The 20,422-nt window shown below is 45.0% G+C and carries 17 protein-coding genes; 13 read left to right on the forward strand and 4 right to left on the reverse strand.

Annotation, left to right across the window (positions count from 1 at the left end):
* Positions 1-285: 285 nt before the first annotated feature.
* The 8 genes from secE to rpoC all read left to right on the forward strand — a co-directional run bounded on the left by secE (position 286) and on the right by rpoC (position 12,293).
* Positions 286-663, forward strand: a complete 378-nt coding sequence (gene secE / locus OQJ75_RS21625) for a preprotein translocase subunit SecE (RefSeq protein ID WP_017096511.1) — start codon at positions 286-288, stop codon at positions 661-663.
* Positions 664-676: 13 nt separating this feature from the next.
* Positions 677-1,225, forward strand: a complete 549-nt coding sequence (gene nusG / locus OQJ75_RS21630) for a transcription termination/antitermination protein NusG (RefSeq protein ID WP_012605006.1) — start codon at positions 677-679, stop codon at positions 1,223-1,225.
* A gap of 214 nt (positions 1,226-1,439) precedes the next feature.
* A complete protein-coding gene (gene rplK, locus OQJ75_RS21635; RefSeq protein WP_010435555.1) occupies positions 1,440-1,868 on the forward strand; it encodes a 50S ribosomal protein L11 in 429 nt (142 codons plus the stop codon).
* Positions 1,869-1,872: 4 nt separating this feature from the next.
* Positions 1,873-2,577 (forward strand): 50S ribosomal protein L1, encoded by a 705-nt coding sequence (gene rplA, locus OQJ75_RS21640; RefSeq protein WP_012605004.1) that lies wholly within the window; start codon positions 1,873-1,875, stop codon positions 2,575-2,577.
* A 242-nt stretch (positions 2,578-2,819) separates the two neighbouring features.
* Positions 2,820-3,314 carry a 50S ribosomal protein L10 gene (rplJ, locus tag OQJ75_RS21645; RefSeq protein ID WP_009844673.1) on the forward strand — a complete coding sequence of 165 codons (495 nt, stop codon included), beginning with the start codon at positions 2,820-2,822 and terminating at the stop codon, positions 3,312-3,314.
* A gap of 57 nt (positions 3,315-3,371) precedes the next feature.
* The gene (rplL, locus tag OQJ75_RS21650; protein WP_009844674.1) at positions 3,372-3,737 is read left to right on the forward strand and encodes a 50S ribosomal protein L7/L12; all 366 of its coding nucleotides are present in this window, start codon (positions 3,372-3,374) and stop codon (positions 3,735-3,737) included.
* A 235-nt stretch (positions 3,738-3,972) separates the two neighbouring features.
* The gene (rpoB, locus tag OQJ75_RS21655; RefSeq protein ID WP_017060526.1) at positions 3,973-8,001 is read left to right on the forward strand and encodes a DNA-directed RNA polymerase subunit beta; all 4,029 of its coding nucleotides are present in this window, start codon (positions 3,973-3,975) and stop codon (positions 7,999-8,001) included.
* Between the two features lie 89 nt (positions 8,002-8,090).
* Positions 8,091-12,293: a DNA-directed RNA polymerase subunit beta' gene (gene rpoC, locus OQJ75_RS21660; RefSeq protein WP_004729767.1), complete on the forward strand. Its 4,203-nt coding sequence runs from the start codon at positions 8,091-8,093 to the stop codon at positions 12,291-12,293.
* 323 nt (positions 12,294-12,616) lie between these two features.
* Here the strand turns inward: rpoC and OQJ75_RS21665 are convergent, their stop codons facing one another.
* The gene (locus OQJ75_RS21665) at positions 12,617-13,114 is read right to left on the reverse strand and encodes an Rsd/AlgQ family anti-sigma factor (RefSeq protein WP_054548255.1); all 498 of its coding nucleotides are present in this window, start codon (positions 13,112-13,114) and stop codon (positions 12,617-12,619) included.
* 165 nt (positions 13,115-13,279) lie between these two features.
* Between OQJ75_RS21665 and nudC the strand changes: the two genes are divergently transcribed.
* Positions 13,280-14,089, forward strand: a complete 810-nt coding sequence (gene nudC / locus OQJ75_RS21670) for an NAD(+) diphosphatase (RefSeq protein WP_265974811.1) — start codon at positions 13,280-13,282, stop codon at positions 14,087-14,089.
* A 299-nt stretch (positions 14,090-14,388) separates the two neighbouring features.
* Positions 14,389-15,456, forward strand: a complete 1,068-nt coding sequence (gene hemE / locus OQJ75_RS21675) for a uroporphyrinogen decarboxylase (RefSeq protein WP_265974812.1) — start codon at positions 14,389-14,391, stop codon at positions 15,454-15,456.
* 103 nt (positions 15,457-15,559) lie between these two features.
* Here the strand turns inward: hemE and OQJ75_RS21680 are convergent, their stop codons facing one another.
* Both OQJ75_RS21680 and OQJ75_RS21685 read right to left on the reverse strand, forming a co-directional pair.
* Positions 15,560-16,153, reverse strand: coding sequence for a uracil-DNA glycosylase family protein (locus OQJ75_RS21680; protein ID WP_265974813.1), 594 nt, complete (start codon positions 16,151-16,153; stop codon positions 15,560-15,562).
* On the reverse strand, positions 16,153-17,079 hold the full coding sequence (locus tag OQJ75_RS21685) for a D-2-hydroxyacid dehydrogenase (RefSeq protein ID WP_265974814.1): 927 nt from the start codon (positions 17,077-17,079) through the stop codon (positions 16,153-16,155). The genes OQJ75_RS21680 and OQJ75_RS21685 overlap by 1 nt, the downstream gene beginning before the upstream one ends.
* A gap of 71 nt (positions 17,080-17,150) precedes the next feature.
* On the opposite strand from OQJ75_RS21685, the gene OQJ75_RS21690 reads away from it, so the two are divergent.
* A complete protein-coding gene (locus OQJ75_RS21690) occupies positions 17,151-17,738 on the forward strand; it encodes a YjaG family protein (RefSeq protein WP_017062699.1) in 588 nt (195 codons plus the stop codon).
* Positions 17,739-17,818: 80 nt separating this feature from the next.
* Here the strand turns inward: OQJ75_RS21690 and OQJ75_RS21695 are convergent, their stop codons facing one another.
* On the reverse strand, positions 17,819-18,967 hold the full coding sequence (locus tag OQJ75_RS21695) for a CNNM domain-containing protein (RefSeq protein ID WP_265974815.1): 1,149 nt from the start codon (positions 18,965-18,967) through the stop codon (positions 17,819-17,821).
* Between the two features lie 270 nt (positions 18,968-19,237).
* Here OQJ75_RS21695 and hupA point away from each other — a divergent pair, with 270 nt between their 5' ends.
* The gene (gene hupA / locus OQJ75_RS21700) at positions 19,238-19,510 is read left to right on the forward strand and encodes a nucleoid-associated protein HU-alpha (RefSeq protein ID WP_004729753.1); all 273 of its coding nucleotides are present in this window, start codon (positions 19,238-19,240) and stop codon (positions 19,508-19,510) included.
* 47 nt (positions 19,511-19,557) lie between these two features.
* Entirely contained in the window at positions 19,558-20,256 is a 699-nt protein-coding gene (locus OQJ75_RS21705) for a DUF1481 domain-containing protein (RefSeq protein ID WP_102456370.1), read from the forward strand.
* Positions 20,257-20,422: the final 166 nt, after the last annotated feature.

Below are 20,422 nucleotides of genomic sequence, written 5' to 3' on the forward strand. Positions count from 1 at the left end.
TCGCAATCCGCGAAGGTGGCCGTACAGTTGGTGCTGGTGTTGTAGCTAAAATCTTTGCATAAGATTTGACGAACCACTAGTAAAAAGGGCATCATTTGATGCCCTTTTTCTGCGCTGAAAAAAGAGTTGGGTGTTTTGGCATCAATTTTAGCTCTTAGCAAAGAATTAAACGGTCTTTTTGACTAAAATGACTGTTAGATGTGTTGTTTTGCAACGCAAAGGAATGTGCCCTGCAACAGCGGGGTTATTGTCGTCTATATTTAAGACTTATCACAGGTTGGTTTTATGAAAGCAAACGCTGAAACTCCTGATAGCTCAGGTGCAGCAGATACAATGAAGTGGGTAGTCGCTTTTGTACTGTTGGCAGCTGCTGTTGTGGGTAATTACCTGTATGGTGAATTGTCTGTTGTAATTCGCGCTGCAGGTGTAGTTGTGCTGATTGCTGCCGCACTAGGCGTTGCAGCAACAACAACTAAAGGTAAAGCTGCGATCGATTTTGCAAAAGAATCTCGTATGGAGATTCGTAAAGTTGTTTGGCCTACACGCCAAGAAACTATGCAAACTACATTGATCGTTTTAGCTGTATGTATTGTTATGTCTCTAGTGCTTTGGGGAATTGACGGCATTATGGTCCGTTTAGTTTCTCTAGCGACTGGGGTGTAGAGGGTTCTGATTCATGAGTGAAGCTCCAAAAAAACGTTGGTATGTAGTTCAAGCCTTTTCTGGCTATGAAGGTCGTGTATCTCAATCGTTACGCGAACATATTAAAATGCACGACATGGAAGAATTCTTTGGTGACGTTTTAGTACCTACTGAAGAAGTAGTGGAAATGCGTGCAGGTCAACGCCGTAAAAGCGAACGTAAGTTCTTCCCTGGCTACGTATTAGTGCAAATGATCATGAATGATGAATCATGGCACTTAGTACGCAGCATTCCTCGTGTTATGGGCTTCATTGGTGGTACCTCTGATCGTCCTGCACCAATCACTGACAAAGAAGCAGATGCTATCTTGAACCGTCTAGAGAAAGCGAGCGAGTCTCCACGTCCTAAGACAATGTTCGAAGCGGGTGAAGTGGTTCGTGTGAACGATGGTCCATTTGCTGACTTTAACGGTACTGTTGAAGAAGTGGATTACGAGAAGAGCCGCATTAAGGTATCTGTATCGATCTTTGGTCGTGCAACACCTGTTGAGCTTGAATTCGGTCAGGTTGAAAAACTAGACTAAGACTCGGTTAGTTTGAGTAAGCTGTTGATAACTATTTAACAAGCTGTTCAAAATGTAAAGAGTATAAAAAATCACCTTTTTAGGGTTGTTAAAGGCGCGAATTATGATTATAATTTCGCGCCTTTTTACTTCTATCGAAGTAAGAAAGAGTTAATTGAAATTAAGGGGAGCTTGCCTTACGGCTAGCGCATGTACCCAAAAATTAGGAAATATCATGGCTAAGAAAGTTGAAGCTTATATCAAACTGCAAGTTGCAGCTGGTATGGCAAACCCAAGTCCACCGGTTGGTCCTGCTCTAGGTCAACACGGCGTGAACATCATGGAATTCTGTAAAGCGTTCAACGCAAAAACAGAATCTGTTGAGAAAGGTCTACCTACTCCAGTAGTAATTACTGTTTACAACGACCGTTCTTTCACGTTCGTAACTAAGACTCCACCTGCTGCTGTTCTTCTTAAGAAAGCTGCTGGCGTTAAGTCTGGTTCAGGTCGTCCAAACACTGAGAAAGTTGGTACTGTAACTGACGCTCAAGTTCAGGAAATCGCAGAAACTAAAGCTGCTGATATGACTGGTGCTGACATCGAAGCAATGAAGCGTTCTATTGCTGGTACTGCTCGTTCAATGGGCCTAGTGGTAGAGGGATAAGATCATGGCAAAACTTACTAAGCGTATGCGCGTAATCCGCGACAAAGTTGAAGTAACTAAAGAATACGAAATCAACGAAGCTGTTGCTCTTCTTAAAGAACTAGCTACTGCTAAATTCGTTGAGTCTGTAGATGTTGCTGTTAACCTAGGCATCGATGCTCGTAAATCTGACCAAAACGTACGTGGCGCAACTGTGCTACCTCACGGTACTGGCCGTGACATCCGCGTTGCTGTGTTCACTCAAGGTGCAAACGCAGAAGCAGCTAAAGCAGCTGGCGCAGATATCGTTGGTATGGAAGATCTTGCTGAGCAAGTGAAAAAAGGCGAAATGAACTTCGACGTTGTTGTTGCTTCTCCTGATGCAATGCGTGTTGTTGGTCAACTAGGTACAATCCTAGGTCCACGCGGCCTTATGCCAAACCCTAAAGTTGGTACTGTAACTCCTAACGTTGCTGAAGCGGTTAAGAACGCTAAAGCTGGCCAGGTTCGTTACCGTAACGACAAGAACGGTATCATCCACACTACTATCGGCAAAGCGTCTTTCGAAGCTAACCAGCTTCAAGAGAACCTAGAAGCACTTCTAGTGGCTCTTAAGAAAGCTAAGCCTTCTTCAGCGAAAGGTACTTTCCTGAAGAAAGTAAGCATCTCTACTACGATGGGTGCTGGTGTTACTGTTGATCAAGCTAGTCTTGACACTCAAGCAAACTAATTTGCTTTGGCGCAGATTTAGTGTATACTTCTGCGCCTAATATTTGTGGTTGGGTGATTTTTGAAGCAATTCAGGTCATCCGTCCCAAGACCGTAGGCGCTGTACTCTTCGGAGATATGGCTTAATAAAACCTACGTAGGCGATGTTGTGGTTTGAAGTGAATTTATTCATTTTTAAATAACATCGTAAACGCTCATTACATTTTGTATGAGTGCTGTAATCACAACCAGAGGTTAATCCAAATGGCTTTAAATCTTCAAGACAAAAAAGCAATTGTTGCTGAAGTCAACGAAGCTGCCAGTGGTGCACTTTCTGCAGTTGTAGCTGATTCTCGTGGCGTTACTGTTGGCGCAATGACTTCTCTACGTAAACAAGCTCGCGAAGCGGGTGTTTACATGAGAGTTGTTCGTAACACACTAGCACGCCGTGCGATTCAGGGTACAGACTACGAGTGTCTAACTGACACTTTCACTGGTCCAACTCTGATCGCATTCTCTAATGAGCACCCAGGTGCTGCAGCGCGTCTTTTCAAAGACTTCGCTAAAGAGAATAAAGATTTCGAGATCAAAGCTGCTGCATTTGAAGGCGCAGTTACTGATGCTGAAGTACTAGCGACACTACCAACTTACGACGAAGCTATCGCACGCCTAATGATGTGCATGAAAGAAGCTTCTGCTGGCAAGCTGGTTCGTACTATCGCTGCTGTTCGCGACCAAAAAGAAGAAGCTGCGGCTTAAGCCTTGCTTTTCACTGGTTGCTATTTAAACTTATTGTTGACTTAAAAGAGAATTGTTATGTCTATTACTAACGAGCAAATCCTAGACGCAGTTGCAGAAATGTCTGTAATGCAAGTTGTTGAGCTTATCGAAGCTATGGAAGAAAAATTCGGTGTTACTGCTGCTGCTGCAGTTGTAGCTGGTGGTGCTTCTGCTGAAGCTGCTGCTGAGCAAACTGAATTCGACGTAATCCTAACTGCTGCTGGCGCTAACAAAGTACAAGTTATCAAAGCTGTACGTGGCGCAACTGGCCTAGGTCTTAAAGAAGCTAAAGGTCTTGTAGACTCAGCTCCTGCAGCGCTTAAAGAAGGCGTTGACAAAGCTGAAGCTGAAGCTCTTAAAGCACAGCTAGAAGAAGCTGGCGCTTCTGTTGAAGTTAAGTAATTATCACTTAATTTCCTAGCCGCAAGGCTAATGGCTGGTGGTTTATTAACCACCGGCCTTTTTGCGCTGTAGGGCTATGACGAAATTTCCGCTGTTTAACCGTCATAATCTGAGCAAAAAAACAGTCATTTTTTCGAAATGATTGTTCACTACAGTAAACAGCTGTTTGTCACCGCCCCCTCTTGAAGAGTGTTTTGGGTGGTTTGGGTCACTTATCAGCGAGCTGAGGAACCCCATGGTTTACTCTTATACCGAGAAAAAGCGCATCCGTAAGGATTTTGGTACTCGTCCACAAGTTTTGGACATTCCATACCTGTTATCGATCCAGCTTGATTCTTTCGACAAATTCATCGAACAGGATCCAGAAGGTCAATACGGTCTTGAAGCTGCTTTCCGTTCTGTATTTCCAATTCAGAGCTACAACGGCAATTCTGAGCTGCAATACGTTAGCTACCGTCTTGGTGAGCCAGTTTTTGACGTTAAAGAATGTCAAATCCGCGGTGTTACTTACTCAAAGCCACTACGCGTAAAACTACGTCTAGTTATCTTTGATCGAGATGCACCAGCAGGTACTGTAAAAGACATTAAAGAACAAGAAGTCTACATGGGCGAAATTCCGCTTATGACAGACAATGGTACTTTCGTAATTAATGGTACCGAGAGGGTTATCGTATCCCAGCTGCACCGAAGCCCAGGCGTGTTCTTCGACAGTGATAAGGGTAAGACCCACTCATCAGGTAAAGTTCTTTATAACGCACGTGTAATCCCTTACCGTGGCTCATGGTTAGACTTTGAGTTCGATCCTAAGGATAACTTATTCGTACGTATCGACCGTCGTCGTAAGTTACCAGCATCGATTATTCTTCGTGCACTTGGTAAATCGACTGAAGAGATCCTAGATCTGTTCTTCGACAAAGTGAACTTCGAAGTTAAAGACCAAACTCTTCTTATGGAGTTGGTTCCTGATCGTCTACGTGGTGAAACTGCGTCATTCGACATCGAAGCAAACGGCAAAACTTACGTTGAGACTGGTCGTCGTGTTACTGCTCGTCATATCCGTCAACTTGAAAAAGATGGCGTTGAGCACATCGAAGTACCAGTAGAGTACATCGTTGGTAAAGTTGCATCTAAAGATTACATCAATGAAGCAACTGGCGAGATCATCGTTGGCGCGAACCAAGAGATTAGCCTAGAAGCACTTGCTAACCTGTCTCAAGCAGGTCACAAGGCTCTACAAACTCTGTTTACGAATGACCTAGATCACGGTCCATTCATGTCAGACACTCTACGTGCAGATAGCACAGTAGATCGCATCTCTGCATTGGTAGAAATCTACCGCATGATGCGTCCTGGCGAGCCACCAACGAAAGAAGCTGCAGAGTCTCTATTCGAAAGCCTATTCTTCTCTGAAGAACGTTACGACCTATCAACTGTAGGCCGTATGAAGTTCAACAGCTCTATCGAGCGTGAAGAAGAAGAAGAGCGCGGTACTCTGGATGAATCAGACATCATCGAAGTGATGAAGAAACTGATTGGTATCCGTAACGGTATTGGTGAAGTGGACGATATCGACCACCTTGGCAACCGTCGTATCCGTTCTGTAGGTGAAATGGCAGAAAACCAATTCCGTGTTGGTCTAGTTCGTGTAGAACGTGCCGTTAAAGAGCGTCTAAGCCTTGGTGACCTTGATGCAATCATGCCTCAAGATCTTATCAACGCTAAGCCGATCTCTGCTGCAGTTAAAGAATTCTTTGGCTCTTCACAGCTTTCACAGTTTATGGACCAAAACAACCCATTGTCAGAAGTTACGCACAAACGTCGTATCTCTGCTTTAGGTCCTGGTGGTCTTACTCGTGAGCGCGCAGGCTTCGAAGTACGTGACGTTCACGTAACTCACTACGGTCGTCTATGTCCGATCGAAACGCCTGAAGGTCCAAACATCGGTCTGATTAACTCGCTATCTGCGTTTGCACGTTGTAACGATTACGGTTTCCTAGAAACTCCGTACCGTCGTGTAGTCGATGGTGTAGTAACAGAAGAAGTTGATTACCTGTCTGCAATCCAGGAAGGTCAATTCGTAATCGCGCAAGCAAACACCATTCTTACTGAAGAAGGTACGTTTGCAGATGAGCTAATCACAGCTCGTCAAAAAGGTGAATCTGGTCTTCACCCACGCGATCACGTTGACTACATGGACGTTGCGACAAACCAAGTAGTATCTATCGCTGCTTCGCTTATCCCGTTCCTAGAACACGATGATGCGAACCGTGCATTGATGGGTGCGAACATGCAACGTCAAGCTGTACCAACACTTAAGGCTGATAAGCCTCTAGTAGGTACTGGTATTGAACGTAACATCGCAGTTGACTCTGGTGTTACAGCGGTTGCTAAACGTGGTGGTCAAGTTCAGTCTGTAGACGCTTCTCGTATCGTAGTTAAGGTTAACGAAGATGAATTGGTACCTGGCGAAGCTGGTATCGATATCTACAACCTAACTAAGTACACGCGTTCGAACCAAAACACATGTATTAACCAACGTCCAACTGTACTTCCTGGTGAACCAGTTGCACGCGGCGATGTTCTTGCTGATGGTCCTTCAACAGACCTTGGTGAACTTGCTCTTGGCCAAAACATGCGTATCGCGTTCATGCCTTGGAATGGTTACAACTTCGAAGACTCGATCTTAGTATCTGAGCGCGTAGTTCAAGAAGACCGTTTCACGACAATCCACATCCAAGAACTATCTTGTGTGGCTCGTGATACTAAGCTGGGTTCTGAAGAGATCACAGCTGATATTCCAAACGTAGGTGAGTCTGCTCTGTCTAAACTAGACGAGTCAGGTATCGTTTACATTGGTGCTGAAGTTAAGGGTGGCGACATCCTAGTTGGTAAAGTAACCCCTAAAGGTGAAACTCAACTGACTCCTGAAGAGAAGCTACTACGTGCTATCTTCGGTGAGAAAGCATCTGATGTTAAAGATACTTCTCTACGTGTACCAAACTCTGTTTCGGGTACTATCATCGATGTACAAGTCTTCACTCGCGATGGCGTAGAGAAAGACAAACGTGCACTTGAAATCGAACAGATGCAGCTTAAAGAAGCTAAGAAAGATCTAACTGAAGAGTTCCAAATTCTTGAGGGTGGTCTTCTTAACCGTGTTAAAGCTGTACTTCTGTCTGGTGGTTACTCTGAAGCTAAGCTTGATACTATCGGTCGTAAGCAATGGCTAGAGCAAGTTCTAGAAGACGATGCGCTACAAACACAGCTTGAGCAACTTGCTGAGCAGTGGGATGAGCTAAAAGCAGACTTCGATAAGAAGTTTGAAACTAAGCGTCGTAAAATCACTCAAGGTGATGATCTAGCGCCTGGCGTTCTTAAGATTGTTAAAGTTTACCTAGCGGTTAAACGTCGTATCCAGCCTGGTGATAAGATGGCCGGTCGTCACGGTAACAAAGGTGTAATCTCTAAGATTAACCCTGTTGAAGACATGCCATACGATGAGAAAGGTCAGCCTGTAGACATCGTACTTAACCCGCTGGGTGTACCATCGCGTATGAACATCGGTCAGATCCTAGAAGTTCACTTAGGTTTGGCTGCGAAAGGTATCGGTGACAAGATCAACCAAATGGTTAAGGAACAACAAGAACTGCATAAGTTCCGTGAGTTCCTACAGAAGGTTTATGATCTTGGTGATACTCGTCAGAAAGTTGATATTGCTGAACTGTCTGATGATCAAGTTCGTACACTGATCAAGAACCTACGTGGCGGTCTACCGATTGCTACCCCTGTGTTCGACGGTGCTTCTGAGTCTCTAATCAAAGAACTACTTAAACTGGGTGATCTGCCAGAATCTGGTCAGCTTAAACTGTTTGATGGTCGTACTGGTGATTCGTTTGAGCGTCCTGTAACTGTTGGTTACATGTACATGCTAAAACTGAACCACTTGGTTGATGACAAGATGCATGCTCGTTCAACTGGTTCTTACAGCCTAGTAACTCAGCAACCACTTGGTGGTAAAGCTCAGTTCGGTGGTCAGCGTTTCGGTGAGATGGAAGTATGGGCACTAGAAGCATACGGTGCTGCATATACTCTACAAGAAATGCTAACAGTTAAGTCGGATGACGTTAACGGCCGTACTAAGATGTATAAGAACATCGTAGATGGCAACCATAGCATGGAACCTGGCATGCCAGAATCGTTCAACGTACTGTTGAAAGAGATTCGCTCGCTAGGTATCAACATCGAGCTAGAAGACGAAGAGTAATCCTCTTTTTTATAAAGAAGATTGGATTACTTGGTAAAGGGGGCTCACTTTAGTCGGTGAGCTCCTTTAACTCCTTACAGGAGCTGAACGTGAAAGACTTATTAAACTTTCTAAAAGCACAGCATAAGACCGAAGAATTTGATGCAATCAAAATCGGTCTATCTTCACCAGACACGATCCGTTCGTGGTCTTTTGGTGAAGTTAAAAAGCCAGAAACAATTAACTATCGTACGTTCAAACCTGAACGTGATGGTCTGTTCTGTGCACGTATTTTTGGTCCAGTTAAAGACTACGAATGTCTTTGTGGCAAATACAAGCGCCTGAAGCACCGTGGTGTTATCTGTGAGAAGTGTGGCGTTGAAGTTACACAAACTAAAGTTCGTCGTGACCGTATGGGCCACATCGAACTAGCTTCACCAGTTGCTCACATCTGGTTCCTAAAATCACTACCGTCTCGTATCGGTCTACTAATGGATATCCCTCTACGTGATATCGAACGTGTTCTTTACTTCGAAATGTACGTAGTAACTGAACCGGGTATGACTGATCTAGAAAAATCTCAGATGCTTACTGAAGAAGAGTATCTGGATCGTCTAGAAGAGTGGGGTGACGAATTCACGGCTAAGATGGGTGCTGAAGCGATCAAAGATCTGCTTTCAACAATGGACCTTCATCAAGAAGTGGAAGAAATGCGCGAAGAGTTGGAAACTACTAACTCTGAAACTAAGCGTAAGAAAGTTACTAAGCGTTTGAAGCTAGTTGAAGCGTTCATCTCTTCAGGCAACAAGCCTGAGTGGATGATCCTAACTGTACTTCCAGTGCTACCGCCAGATCTTCGTCCTCTAGTACCTCTAGATGGCGGTCGTTTTGCAACTTCAGATCTGAACGACCTTTACCGTCGTGTGATTAACCGTAACAACCGTTTGAAGCGTCTTCTAGAGCTAGCGGCTCCAGACATCATCGTACGTAACGAAAAGCGTATGTTGCAAGAGTCTGTTGATGCCCTTCTAGATAACGGTCGTCGCGGTCGTGCGATCACGGGTTCTAACAAGCGTCCTCTGAAATCTCTTGCTGATATGATCAAGGGTAAGCAAGGTCGTTTCCGTCAGAACCTTCTAGGTAAACGTGTAGACTACTCTGGCCGTTCTGTAATCACAGTAGGTCCATACCTTCGTCTACATCAGTGTGGTCTTCCTAAGAAGATGGCACTTGAGCTATTTAAGCCGTTCATCTACAGCAAGCTAGAGACTCGTGGCATGGCTACGACAATCAAAGCTGCTAAGAAAATGGTAGAGCGCGAAGAAGCGATCGTTTGGGATATCCTAGACGAAGTTATCCGTGAACACCCAGTACTGCTTAACCGTGCACCTACACTTCACCGTCTAGGTATTCAAGCGTTTGAACCAGTACTAATCGAAGGTAAAGCGATTCAGCTTCACCCACTAGTGTGTGCGGCATACAACGCCGACTTCGATGGTGACCAAATGGCTGTACACGTGCCTCTAACTTTAGAAGCACAGCTTGAAGCTCGTACCCTAATGATGTCGACGAATAACATTCTGTCGCCAGCATCAGGTGATCCGATCATCGTACCTTCTCAGGACGTTGTATTGGGTCTTTACTACATGACACGTGACAAGATCAACGTGAAAGGTGAAGGTATGTACCTTGCTGGCCCTGCTGAGGCTGAAAAGGCATACCGTACTAAGACTGCTGAGCTACACGCTCGCGTTAAAGTACGTATCACTGAAACAGTAGTAGACGAAGACGGCAATAGCACAACGAATACTGGCCTAGTAGATACGACTGTAGGTCGTGCAATGCTATGGCAGATCGTTCCTAAAGGCCTTCCGTACAGCATCGTTAACCAAAAGTTAGGTAAGAAGCAGATCTCTACTCTTCTTAACGAGTGTTACCGTAAGCTTGGTCTAAAAGATACAGTAGTATTTGCTGACCAAATCATGTACGCAGGTTTCGCATACGCGGCTCTTTCTGGTGTTTCTGTAGGTATCAACGATATGGTTGTTCCTCAAGCGAAATACGACGAGATTGAATCTGCTGAAGAAGAAGTTCGCGAAATCCAAGAGCAATTCCAATCTGGTCTTGTTACTGCGGGTGAGCGTTACAACAAAGTTATCGATATCTGGGCATCTACGAATGACCGCGTTGCGAAAGCAATGATGGATAACCTATCTTCTGAAACAGTTATTAACCGTGACGGCGAAGAAGAACAGCAAGAATCGTTCAACAGCATCTACATGATGGCCGACTCGGGCGCACGTGGTTCTGCGGCTCAGATTCGTCAGCTAGCAGGTATGCGTGGTCTGATGGCGCGTCCAGATGGTTCAATCATCGAAACGCCGATCACAGCGAACTTTAAAGAAGGTCTAAACGTCCTTCAGTACTTTATCTCAACGCACGGTGCTCGTAAGGGTCTTGCGGATACAGCACTGAAAACAGCAAACTCGGGTTACCTAACTCGTCGTCTAGTAGACGTTGCTCAAGACGTTGTAGTACACGAACATGACTGTGGCACGCATGAAGGTATCGACATGATGCCTCACATCGAAGGTGGTGACGTTAAAGTTGCACTTTCTGAGCTTGCTCTTGGTCGTGTAGTAGCTGAAGACGTTCTTAAGCCTGGTACTGAAGATGTACTGATTCCACGTAATACTCTGATTGATGAGAAGTGGTGTCAAATCATGGAAGACAACTCAGTAGATAGCATGAAAGTGCGCTCTGTTGTTACCTGTGATGCAGATTTCGGTTGTTGTGCACAGTGTTACGGTCGTGACCTAGCACGTGGCCACCTAGTAAACCAAGGTGAAGCAGTTGGTGTTATCGCTGCACAATCTATCGGTGAACCGGGTACACAGCTAACGATGCGTACGTTCCACATCGGTGGTGCGGCATCTACTGCAGCAGCAGAGAACAGCATCCAAGCTAAGACAACTGGTACTGTGAAGCTTCACAACGCTAAGTTCGTAACTAACAAAGATAAGAAACTGGTTATCACTTCTCGTGCATCTGAGATGACGATTATTGATGAATTCGGCCGTACTAAAGAGAAGCACAAACTTCCTTACGGTTCGATGCTAACCAAAGGCGACAACGCAGCAGTTACTGCTGGTGAAGTTGTAGCTAACTGGGAAGCGCATACCATGCCAATCATCACTGAAGTGGCAGGTCGTATCCAATTCGTAGATATGATCGATGGTATTACAGTTTCTCGTAACACTGACGATCTAACGGGTCTTTCTTCAAGTGAAGTTACAGACGCAGCAGCTCGCCCAGCAGCAGGTAAAGATATGCGTCCAGCTATCAAACTTGTTGATGAGCAAGGTAACGATGTAATGATCCCTGGTACTGATATGCCAGCTCACTACTTCCTACCTGGCAAAGCGATTGTAAACATCGAAGATGGCGCTGAAGTTGGCATTGGTGACACACTATCTCGTATCCCTCAAAAATCGAGCGGAAACAAAGATATCACCGGTGGTCTACCACGCGTAGCTGACCTATTCGAAGCTCGTAAGCCTAAAGAGCCTGCGATCCTTGCTGAGCACACAGGTACTGTGTCTTTCGGTAAAGAAACGAAAGGTAAGCGTCGTCTAGTAATCACTCGTGAAGGCGGTGACGCTTACGAAGAGATGATTCCTAAGCATCGTCAATTGAACGTGTTCGAAGGTGAGAAGATTGAACGTGGTGATGTAATCGCCGACGGTCCTGAAACTCCACACGATATCCTGCGTCTACGTGGTATCCACGCAGTAACTCAGTACATCGCGAACGAAGTTCAAGAAGTTTACCGCTTACAAGGCGTAAAGATTAACGATAAGCACATCGAGACTATCGTTCGTCAAATGCTACGTAAGTGTACAATCACTCATTCTGGTGACTCTCCGTTCCTACCTGGCGAACAAGTTGAGTACCACAATGTTAAGATTGCTAACCGTAAGCTAGAAGCTGAAGGTAAAGAACTAGTACGTTTCGAACGTGATCTACTAGGTATTACTAAAGCATCTCTTGCAACTGAGTCATTCATCTCAGCTGCATCGTTCCAAGAAACGACTCGCGTACTAACAGAGGCTGCGGTTTCTGGTAAGCGTGATGACCTTCGCGGTCTGAAAGAGAACGTAATTGTTGGTCGTCTGATCCCAGCTGGTACTGGTTTCGCATACCACCAAGAGCGTCAAAAGCAACGTGAAGAAGAGCAAGAAGGTCCTTCAGCTGAACAGGCTACTGACAATCTAGCAGCACTTCTAAACGCTGGTTTCTCTTCAGAAGAATAAGCTCTACGAGTAGTCTCTAAGAGATAAGAAAAGGCACCTTCGGGTGCCTTTTTTGTATCTGGCGTATAGGTGTTTAACGAGAGGCTTATAGATTAGAAGTTGATAGGTATGCTTGCTTGTCGATTGCTTGGCTGGTGGACTTAGTCGATAGCACTTTCTCGAAGGCAGCTTTCGTGTTTATAGGGAGGCGCTGAGGATGAAACCGGTCGGGTTATCGCAAAACATCAGAGTAGGGACGAAGCAATAGGCTCTGGTAAAAGAGTTGAACGCTACAGACAAAACAAAAAGCTTGCACAGAGGCAAGCTTAGAAGATGTTAAGCCATTAAGCTCCTGGTGGAACCGCTAGGCTGTCGGCAATTTGTTGTATCAGCTGATCTTCAACCGCAAACCTAGCCTCAAGTATCTCACCTATGAGTGACAGCTCACTATCAAAGCTTTCTAATGTATCACTAGCTTCAATGGCGGCGTACTTATCGGTGAAGTTGAGCAGAGGGTCTGTGGTAAGAACGATATGACCATAAGACTGGTTGATTTCGTCTGTTGCTTTGAAGCCAGTAGACTGCCATTTGTCCATCACCATGTCATAGATTTTGAAATGACCTTCGGAGATGTAATCAACAAGATGTTGGCTGAATTTTTGGAGCTCTTCTGGAGAAGGCAGTTCGGTGATTGCAGTTGCTTTCGACGATGAAGGCTGTAGAGCGGCAAGCTTACAATACTCAACGATTAGAGACTGTCGAGTTTCGAGCCAATGATCGATGACCTCATTAGAGCCACCCCATTGTTCTTGTATTTGTTTGAATTTATTTAGCATGACCATGTCCTCATGATCTGATCACAACCTTGTGATCAAGTAATTGCCTAAGCAGGGTCCGTTTTATTTTTAGCTACTAAAAGTAATAGCTTGAAATATTCGCTGCTACAACTCTAGTATGAAATTAGATTGCCAGTAAAATGAACGAACTGCAAGCAATGAGGCATAGGGATGTTAAAAAAAAGTGATAACAAAATGACAGAGCAAGCTTATTGGTGCGTCGTTTCTGGTAGTGATATTTGGGTTAATAATGATCAGTTTCCGTTTGGCTCTGCTGAAGAGCTAGGGCTGAGTATTGAGCATGCAATCTGTATTGGTCAGCATCAAGGTCGCAAGGTGTATTGGCTCAACGATTGTGATGTGGAGAATGAGCTGAGCATGGTCAGCCTAAGGGAGTTACTGCACTGGCCTGAAGCGAGTTTCTTGACTGCAAGCAAAGCTATCCAATATGGACATATGACTCAAAGTATGCGTTTTTGCCCTCAGTGTGGTGGTCGAAATCATCTCAACCATAACCAGGTGGCGATGCAGTGTGGAGATTGCCGCACGCTTCATTATCCTCGTATCTTCCCGTGCATCATTGTCGCTGTGCGAAACGACAACAAGATATTGCTTGCGCAGCACCCAAGACATAAAACAGGCATGTATACCGTGATAGCGGGCTTCCTAGAGGTTGGAGAGACCTTAGAGCAGTGTGTGGCAAGAGAAGTCAAAGAAGAAACGGGTATCGATGTCGATAATATTCGTTACTTTGGCAGCCAGCCATGGGCGTTTCCATCGAGTATGATGATGGGCTTTCTCGCCGATTGTGCTGGTGGTACGCTTAAGCCTGACTACAGCGAGCTATCGGATGCTCAATGGTTTGACGTAACAAGCCTACCTGATGTTGCTCCTGTTGGAACCATTGCGAGACAGTTGATTGAGAAAACCGTTGATGACGTGATGAAAGGTGGTGTGACGGAGCAGATGCTAGAGCACTAATTTGCCTGTGATAGTATTTGGCCTATGGGTGGTCAAAAGCTAAAAAAAACCCTCCACAAGTGGAGGGGGTAAGTAAGATGTCGTTATGAGATGCTGAGTAGTGACTACTCAGATATTATAATTGTAATTTTCGCTAGCGAACAAATTTTTAACATGCTCCCGTAATTGGGTGCAAATTAAGCATTGATTTAAAAGTTAATAACTTGATCTAGGTTGCAAAGCACACAGCTTTTACTCTTCAATCAGTGTTAGAATACTTGCCATCAAAACTAGACAAGATTGAATTGGAATTTAACGGAATGACCGAATTAAAAAACGATCGCTATTTACGCGCACTTTTAAAACAGCCTGTTGATTACACACCGGTATGGATGATGCGCCAAGCTGGCCGCTATCTTCCTGAGTACAAAGCAACGCGCGCTGAAGCGGGCGATTTCATGTCTTTGTGCAAAAACGCGGAACTGGCATCAGAAGTAACACTTCAACCTTTACGTCGTTTCCCGCTTGATGCGGCAATCTTGTTCTCAGACATCCTAACTATCCCTGATGCAATGGGCTTAGGCTTGTACTTTGAAACTGGTGAAGGTCCTAAGTTTGAACGTCCTATCACATGTAAAGCCGACGTAGAGAAGATTGGCCTACCTGATCCAGAAGGTGAGCTTCAATACGTAATGAATGCTGTTCGTCAGATCCGTAAAGATCTGAAAGGCGAAGTGCCATTGATTGGTTTCTCTGGTAGCCCTTGGACACTGGCAACTTACATGGTTGAAGGCAGCAGCTCGAAGGCGTTTACTAAGATCAAGAAGATGATGTACGCAGAGCCACAAACGCTGCATTTACTTCTAGATAAACTCGCTGACACCGTTATTGAATACTTGAACGCGCAAATTAAAGCGGGTGCACAATCGGTAATGGTATTCGACACATGGGGTGGTGTACTGACGCCGCGTGACTACAACCTGTTTTCACTACAGTACATGCATAAAATTGTCGATGGCCTAATCCGTGAAAACGAAGGTCGCCGTGTACCGGTTACCCTGTTCACTAAGAACGGTGGCATGTGGCTAGAATCTATCGCAGCGACTGGCTGTGATGCAGTTGGCCTAGACTGGACAATCAATATTGCGGATGCAAAAGCACGTATTGGCGATAAAGTGGCTCTACAAGGCAACATGGATCCATCAGTACTTTACGCACAACCTGAGCGTATTCGTGAAGAAGTCGGCACTATCCTTGAAGGTTTTGGTGACGGCGGTACTGGCCACGTATTTAACCTAGGCCACGGTATTCACCTAGATGTGCCGCCAGAGAACGCTGGTGTATTTGTGGACGCTGTTCACGAATTGTCTAAGCCTTACCACAAGTAATTCTGAGTAAGATTATTGAAAGCGCTGTTGGGAAACCAACGGCGCTTTTTTATTGCCTGAAATTGGTATTTGATAGCGGTTTAATCTTGTCGTGTGCGGTTAATTAGGCATTTGGATCATGGTAGGCCAAATGCTCAGAGATGTGTTTCCTGATATAAGGAATGACTTCATTTTCAAACCAAGGGTTCTTCTTGAGCCAGATATTATTGCGTGGCGAAGGGTGGGGTAATGGCAAAAACTCAGGCGCCCATCTTTGCCAATCACGTACGGTTTCGGTCAGTGTGTTGGTGGTTTTGTTTGTTAGGTAGTGGTTTTGTGCGTACTGACCAATCAGCAGTGTCATTTGAATATTGGGTAGAGATTGCAGTACCTTCTTGTGCCAAAGCTCTGCGCACTCTTTGCGTGGTGAGAGATCGCCACTTTTCCCTTTCCCCGGATAGCAAAACCCCATAGGCACAATCGCGACTTTTTGCTCGTCGTAAAAAGTATCGCTATCTATCCCTAACCATCCTCTTAATCGTTCGCCACTGGCGTCATTCCAAGGTATTGACGACTTATGCACCTTAATCCCCGGCGCTTGACCTATGATCAGCAAGCGCGCGTTTGGGTGTGCTTGAATCACCGGGTTAGCACCGTGTGATAGGTGAGGCTCACAAGCTCGGCATTGTCGAATCTCTTTAAGTAACGAAGAGGACATCAGTAACCTTTATCAAAATCGATGACATGATTAAGTGTAAAGCCATCTCGCCACTGTTGGTAATTCTCTGCGAAGATCTCGACCACTTGTCTTGGTTCACTGAGTGCAGCGATGTGTGGAGTGATGGTGACTTGCGGTAGTGTCCAAAACGGGTGTTCTTGCGTGAGAGGTTCGCATTCAAATACATCCAAGAAAGCGTGTTCAACCCATTTATTCTTAATCGCGAGCAATAAGGCTTTATTGTCGATGCTTTCCCCTCGACCGACATTAAACAGCAACGCATTAGAGCAGTAACTTAACGTGGTTTGGTTCAACAACTGATAGGTTTCGGTTGTTGATGGCAAGGTGTTGACCACAATATCGGCCTGCTTAAGGGCTGACCCTATCTCATTGATGTGGAACGTCTCTTTAAAGGTTTCTTGTTTGGATGGGATGCCGGTACGGTTGACACCTATGGTATGAATACCAAAAGCCGTCGCGGTTTTTGCCAAATGACTGCCGATTGAACCTGTTCCTAAAATCACCATAGTTTTGTCAGTTAGGTTAGTATAAAGCTGTGGCTGCCAGTTTCGTTGTTGTTGATGCTGGTGGTAATGAGGGAAGTGTCTACAGTGACTGATTGTGTAACCCAACACGTATTCTGCGATAGCCGGGCCAAAGATGCCTTTGACGTTGGTTAGCGTATAGTCCTGACGCAAATCTGGCTGAGTGAGTTTATTGATTCCAGCATAGGTACTCTGTACCCAGTCTAGGTCTTTAAACTCGCCGAGTCGCTCTGCGATTAGAGGTGGTGACGCCAAGACAATCTGTGCTGATTCGGGGTTTTGAGTGATTTCTAGGTCGGGTAAATCCTGGTTTAGAATCAGTTGCGTATAGGTATCGTCATGCTCAGTAAGAATATAGAGCTTATTCGTAAAATTGTTCATTGGCTTACCTTTTCCCCCCAGGGTTTATCAAGTACACTTTCGCTGTCTTTTTCTGCAATTATTGAGTGACTATGCTTCAGAATCCACTGCAGGTTCGTCTTGAAAAGTTAGAACCTTGGCAACAAATTACCTTTATGGCGTGTCTATGTGAGCGTATGTACCCTAACTATGCCATGTTTTGTGAGAATACAGAATTTGCGGAAGCTCGAATCTATCGTGATGTTTTGGATAGCATTTGGGAAATCCTGACGGTTAAAACAGCAAAGGTGAACTTTGAGCGTCAACTTGAGAAGGTTGAAGAGCTATTCCCTAGCGGTGATGATTTTGATTTTTATGGTGTTTACCCAGCAATGGACGCATGCCAAGGCCTAGCAACGCTAATTCATGGTCTGCTTGACCGTGAACATATGTTGGAAGCGGTAATTAAAGTGAGTCAACAATCGGTGAAGACGGTTGCTGAGCTTGAGTTTGCTCAAGGCGCTGAAGAAGTGACGAACGAAAACCAGAAAGAAAATGAAGCGGTATGTGAGGAGTGGGACGTTCAGTGGGCCATTTTCCGACCTCTACGTGAAACGACTGAACGTGACTTAGAGCTGATCAAGGACCTACGCCACGAACTGCGTGAAGACCCAGTCAGTAACATTGGTGTGGCGTTATAATTCGCTATCGCACCAAAGTACGTATAAAAACAAAGGCTCCCTAGGGAGCCTTTGTTGTATCTGACGGTATCAAATTTAGATTAAGCGTCTTTATTGTCTTCGTTCTGCACTTTGTCTTTTGATGCCTTATCTTTTGATGATTCGTCGTCTGCAGGAGTTTCTTCCTCTAGCTCGTCCTCGTCATCGCGGTTTTCGATAACGCCGTGTGTCTCTTTCCACTTTTCCCAGCGTTGGAACGCCAGTTCTTGCATGTCAGTCGTCTTATCCGCTTCGTCGACAATCTCTTCACCCACTAGGTGCTCAAAGATATCTTCTAGGGTGATGATGCCCTGAATGGTGCCGTACTCGTCCACAACTAGAGACAGTTGCAGGCGGTTTGCCATCATTTGGTCAAAGGCCTTAGCCAAGCCCATGTTGTTCAGCAACACGTGGATAGGGCGCATTACCTCACCCAGAGCTTTCTCACCACAACCGGCTTGCTGCAATCTAAACAGCTCTAAGCGGTGAACAAAACCGATGATGTTGTCACTCTGCTCGCTGTAAACCAGCGGACGTGAGAATGGCGTGTCTTTATGTTGCTCTAGGAACGTATTCACACTCATTTCTGCATCAACACGGAATACCACTGGGCGCGGCGTCATTACCTGAGTCACGGGTACATCTTGAATACCCAGTAGGTTGCTCAGGATTTTTGATTCGCCTTCTGCAAACTCGCCGCTCTCTTTTGCCAAAATCGCCATTGCAGATAGCTCATCACGCATTTTTGGTGCTTGGTGGCCACGAGCAAGACGTTTGGTGATCTGTTCTGAGAACCACACGAACGGTGTTAGGAAGAACACCATCCAACGAAGCACGCTTGCCGAAGCTGGAGCAAGTTGACGCCAGTAGGTTGCACCAATGGTTTTTGGAACAATCTCAGACAATACCAAGATACCTAGCGTTAGCACGGCAGAGAAGACACCTAACCATTGGCTACCAAAAACGACAGCCGCTTGTGCACCAGCTGTCGCAGCACCGATAGTATGCGCGATGGTGTTGAGCGTTAAAATTGACGCAAGCGGGCGGTCAATATCTGTTTTCAGTTTGTCTAAAGACTCTGCTGCAGGGTGCCCATTTTGTTTTAGTTGAGCAATGTAGCTCGGACTAATACTCAAAAGTACAGCTTCCAAAACAGAACAAATGAAAGAAACTCCAATAGCAATGGAGACGTAAATAGTTAGCAGCAGCATGTTTGCCCTTAAATTAAATTGTACGCTTTAGCAGCGATTCAGCGTGGATTATAGTGAAAAAGTAGTGGCTAGGTCATCATTAATTTTGCTCTCAGCCCCTTTTAAACAAGGGCTTGCTTAATAAAATCAGTAACAAATTGTGAGTTATTACTCATATTATGGCTAAAACTACGGCATTAGAGCTAAAGATCGACGACAAACCTTTGCCAGATGGGGCATTTATGTTTTAGAGTAAATTGAATTCAAAAATACAAAGAAGGGAAACCTAAAATGAACAAGACTCAATTAATCGACTTTATTGCTGAAAAAGCGGACCTTTCTAAAGCACAAGCTAAAGCTGCTCTAGAAGCGACTCTTGGTGGTGTTACAGATGCTCTTAAAGATGGCGATCAAGTTCAGCTAATTGGTTTTGGTACTTTTAAAGTAAACCACCGTGCAGCTCGCACTGGTCGTAACCCAAAAACTGGTGATGAGATCCAAATCGCTGCTGCAAATGTTCCAGCATTTGTTGCAGGTAAAGCGCTGAAAGATTCAGTGAAATAATCTAAACTGTACCGAGGTAGTCGTATTCCACCTCGGTACAGGTTTTTATGAAAAAAGCATTTCTTCTCGTTTCACTATTATCTACATTCCTCATTGGCTGTTCATCGACCAGCCCCAGCAAAAACCTAGAGCAATTTGAAACTCACACCGGCGGCCAAGTCATGGGCGACGCGACAAGTTTTTACTGGGTTACTAATAAACTAACACAACCTCATTCTTCAGCTGACTATGTCACTGTCGGCGATTACGGCTGGTACCAAACTGACTATGCTTGGTCGGAAGGTATACTTCGTGAATTCGTTCGTGAAGGCGAACAGCGTAATTCATCGAATAAGTTGGTGCCTTATCGTGTTCATGTGCGTTTCAATAAGTCAGGCGAGGCTGTGTATCAGCAGTATCGTATTGACAGCAAAATCTTACCTATCCAAGCCAAGCAGCTTGAAAACTATCAGAAAGAAGCGACGTCGGTTTTAGAGACCACAACGAAGCAGCATGATGAAGGGCTTAGGCTGATTCAGGGTTACTGGAATGGTAGCTCTTTTAAAACGTGCGCTGGTGGTGAGTTTGAACGCATTGAATTTAACCAGACCTTACCAGGCTTCGTGATTGACCGATTGGCGTCTGTGGAAAGCTATGCGGCGTTTCTTGGCAGTGACTTACTCGGTAAGATGAGCGTAGAAGAGTTACTGATGCTGGCTGAAGACAGTCATGATTGTGTCGTGAGGCCATCGTTGCTGAAAGAATAGAAAGCAATCAAAGAATTAAGAGTATTTGGCCTACTGTAGGCTAAGTGCTTATTTGTCTGTACAAATACAGTTTCTTGTATAGATGAGATAATAAAAAGGCGCCTATTGAGGTAACACTGATCATTTAAGCATTTTCCTGATCAGTTGAACGATCCTACAGATGGTT

The sequence above is a fragment of the Vibrio sp. 14G-20 genome, assembly GCF_026241515.1.
Classification (GTDB): Bacteria; Pseudomonadota; Gammaproteobacteria; order Enterobacterales; family Vibrionaceae; genus Vibrio.

What these genes read in the sequence shown, in the direction of transcription:
- nusG (WP_012605006.1), top strand. Translation starts at nt 677, where the DNA reads ATGAGTGAAGCTCCAAAAAAACGTTGGTATGTAGTTCAAGCCTTTTCT.
- OQJ75_RS21685 (WP_265974814.1), bottom strand. Translation starts at nt 17,079, where the DNA reads ATGAACAATTTTACGAATAAGCTCTATATTCTTACTGAGCATGACGAT.
- rplL (WP_009844674.1), top strand. Translation starts at nt 3,372, where the DNA reads ATGTCTATTACTAACGAGCAAATCCTAGACGCAGTTGCAGAAATGTCT.
- hupA (WP_004729753.1), top strand. Translation starts at nt 19,238, where the DNA reads ATGAACAAGACTCAATTAATCGACTTTATTGCTGAAAAAGCGGACCTT.
- rplA (WP_012605004.1), top strand. Translation starts at nt 1,873, where the DNA reads ATGGCAAAACTTACTAAGCGTATGCGCGTAATCCGCGACAAAGTTGAA.
- rplJ (WP_009844673.1), top strand. Translation starts at nt 2,820, where the DNA reads ATGGCTTTAAATCTTCAAGACAAAAAAGCAATTGTTGCTGAAGTCAAC.
- hemE (WP_265974812.1), top strand. Translation starts at nt 14,389, where the DNA reads ATGACCGAATTAAAAAACGATCGCTATTTACGCGCACTTTTAAAACAG.
- nudC (WP_265974811.1), top strand. Translation starts at nt 13,280, where the DNA reads ATGTTAAAAAAAAGTGATAACAAAATGACAGAGCAAGCTTATTGGTGC.
- OQJ75_RS21705 (WP_102456370.1), top strand. Translation starts at nt 19,558, where the DNA reads ATGAAAAAAGCATTTCTTCTCGTTTCACTATTATCTACATTCCTCATT.
- rpoB (WP_017060526.1), top strand. Translation starts at nt 3,973, where the DNA reads ATGGTTTACTCTTATACCGAGAAAAAGCGCATCCGTAAGGATTTTGGT.
- secE (WP_017096511.1), top strand. Translation starts at nt 286, where the DNA reads ATGAAAGCAAACGCTGAAACTCCTGATAGCTCAGGTGCAGCAGATACA.
- rplK (WP_010435555.1), top strand. Translation starts at nt 1,440, where the DNA reads ATGGCTAAGAAAGTTGAAGCTTATATCAAACTGCAAGTTGCAGCTGGT.
- OQJ75_RS21690 (WP_017062699.1), top strand. Translation starts at nt 17,151, where the DNA reads ATGCTTCAGAATCCACTGCAGGTTCGTCTTGAAAAGTTAGAACCTTGG.
- OQJ75_RS21665 (WP_054548255.1), bottom strand. Translation starts at nt 13,114, where the DNA reads ATGGTCATGCTAAATAAATTCAAACAAATACAAGAACAATGGGGTGGC.
- OQJ75_RS21695 (WP_265974815.1), bottom strand. Translation starts at nt 18,967, where the DNA reads ATGCTGCTGCTAACTATTTACGTCTCCATTGCTATTGGAGTTTCTTTC.
- OQJ75_RS21680 (WP_265974813.1), bottom strand. Translation starts at nt 16,153, where the DNA reads ATGTCCTCTTCGTTACTTAAAGAGATTCGACAATGCCGAGCTTGTGAG.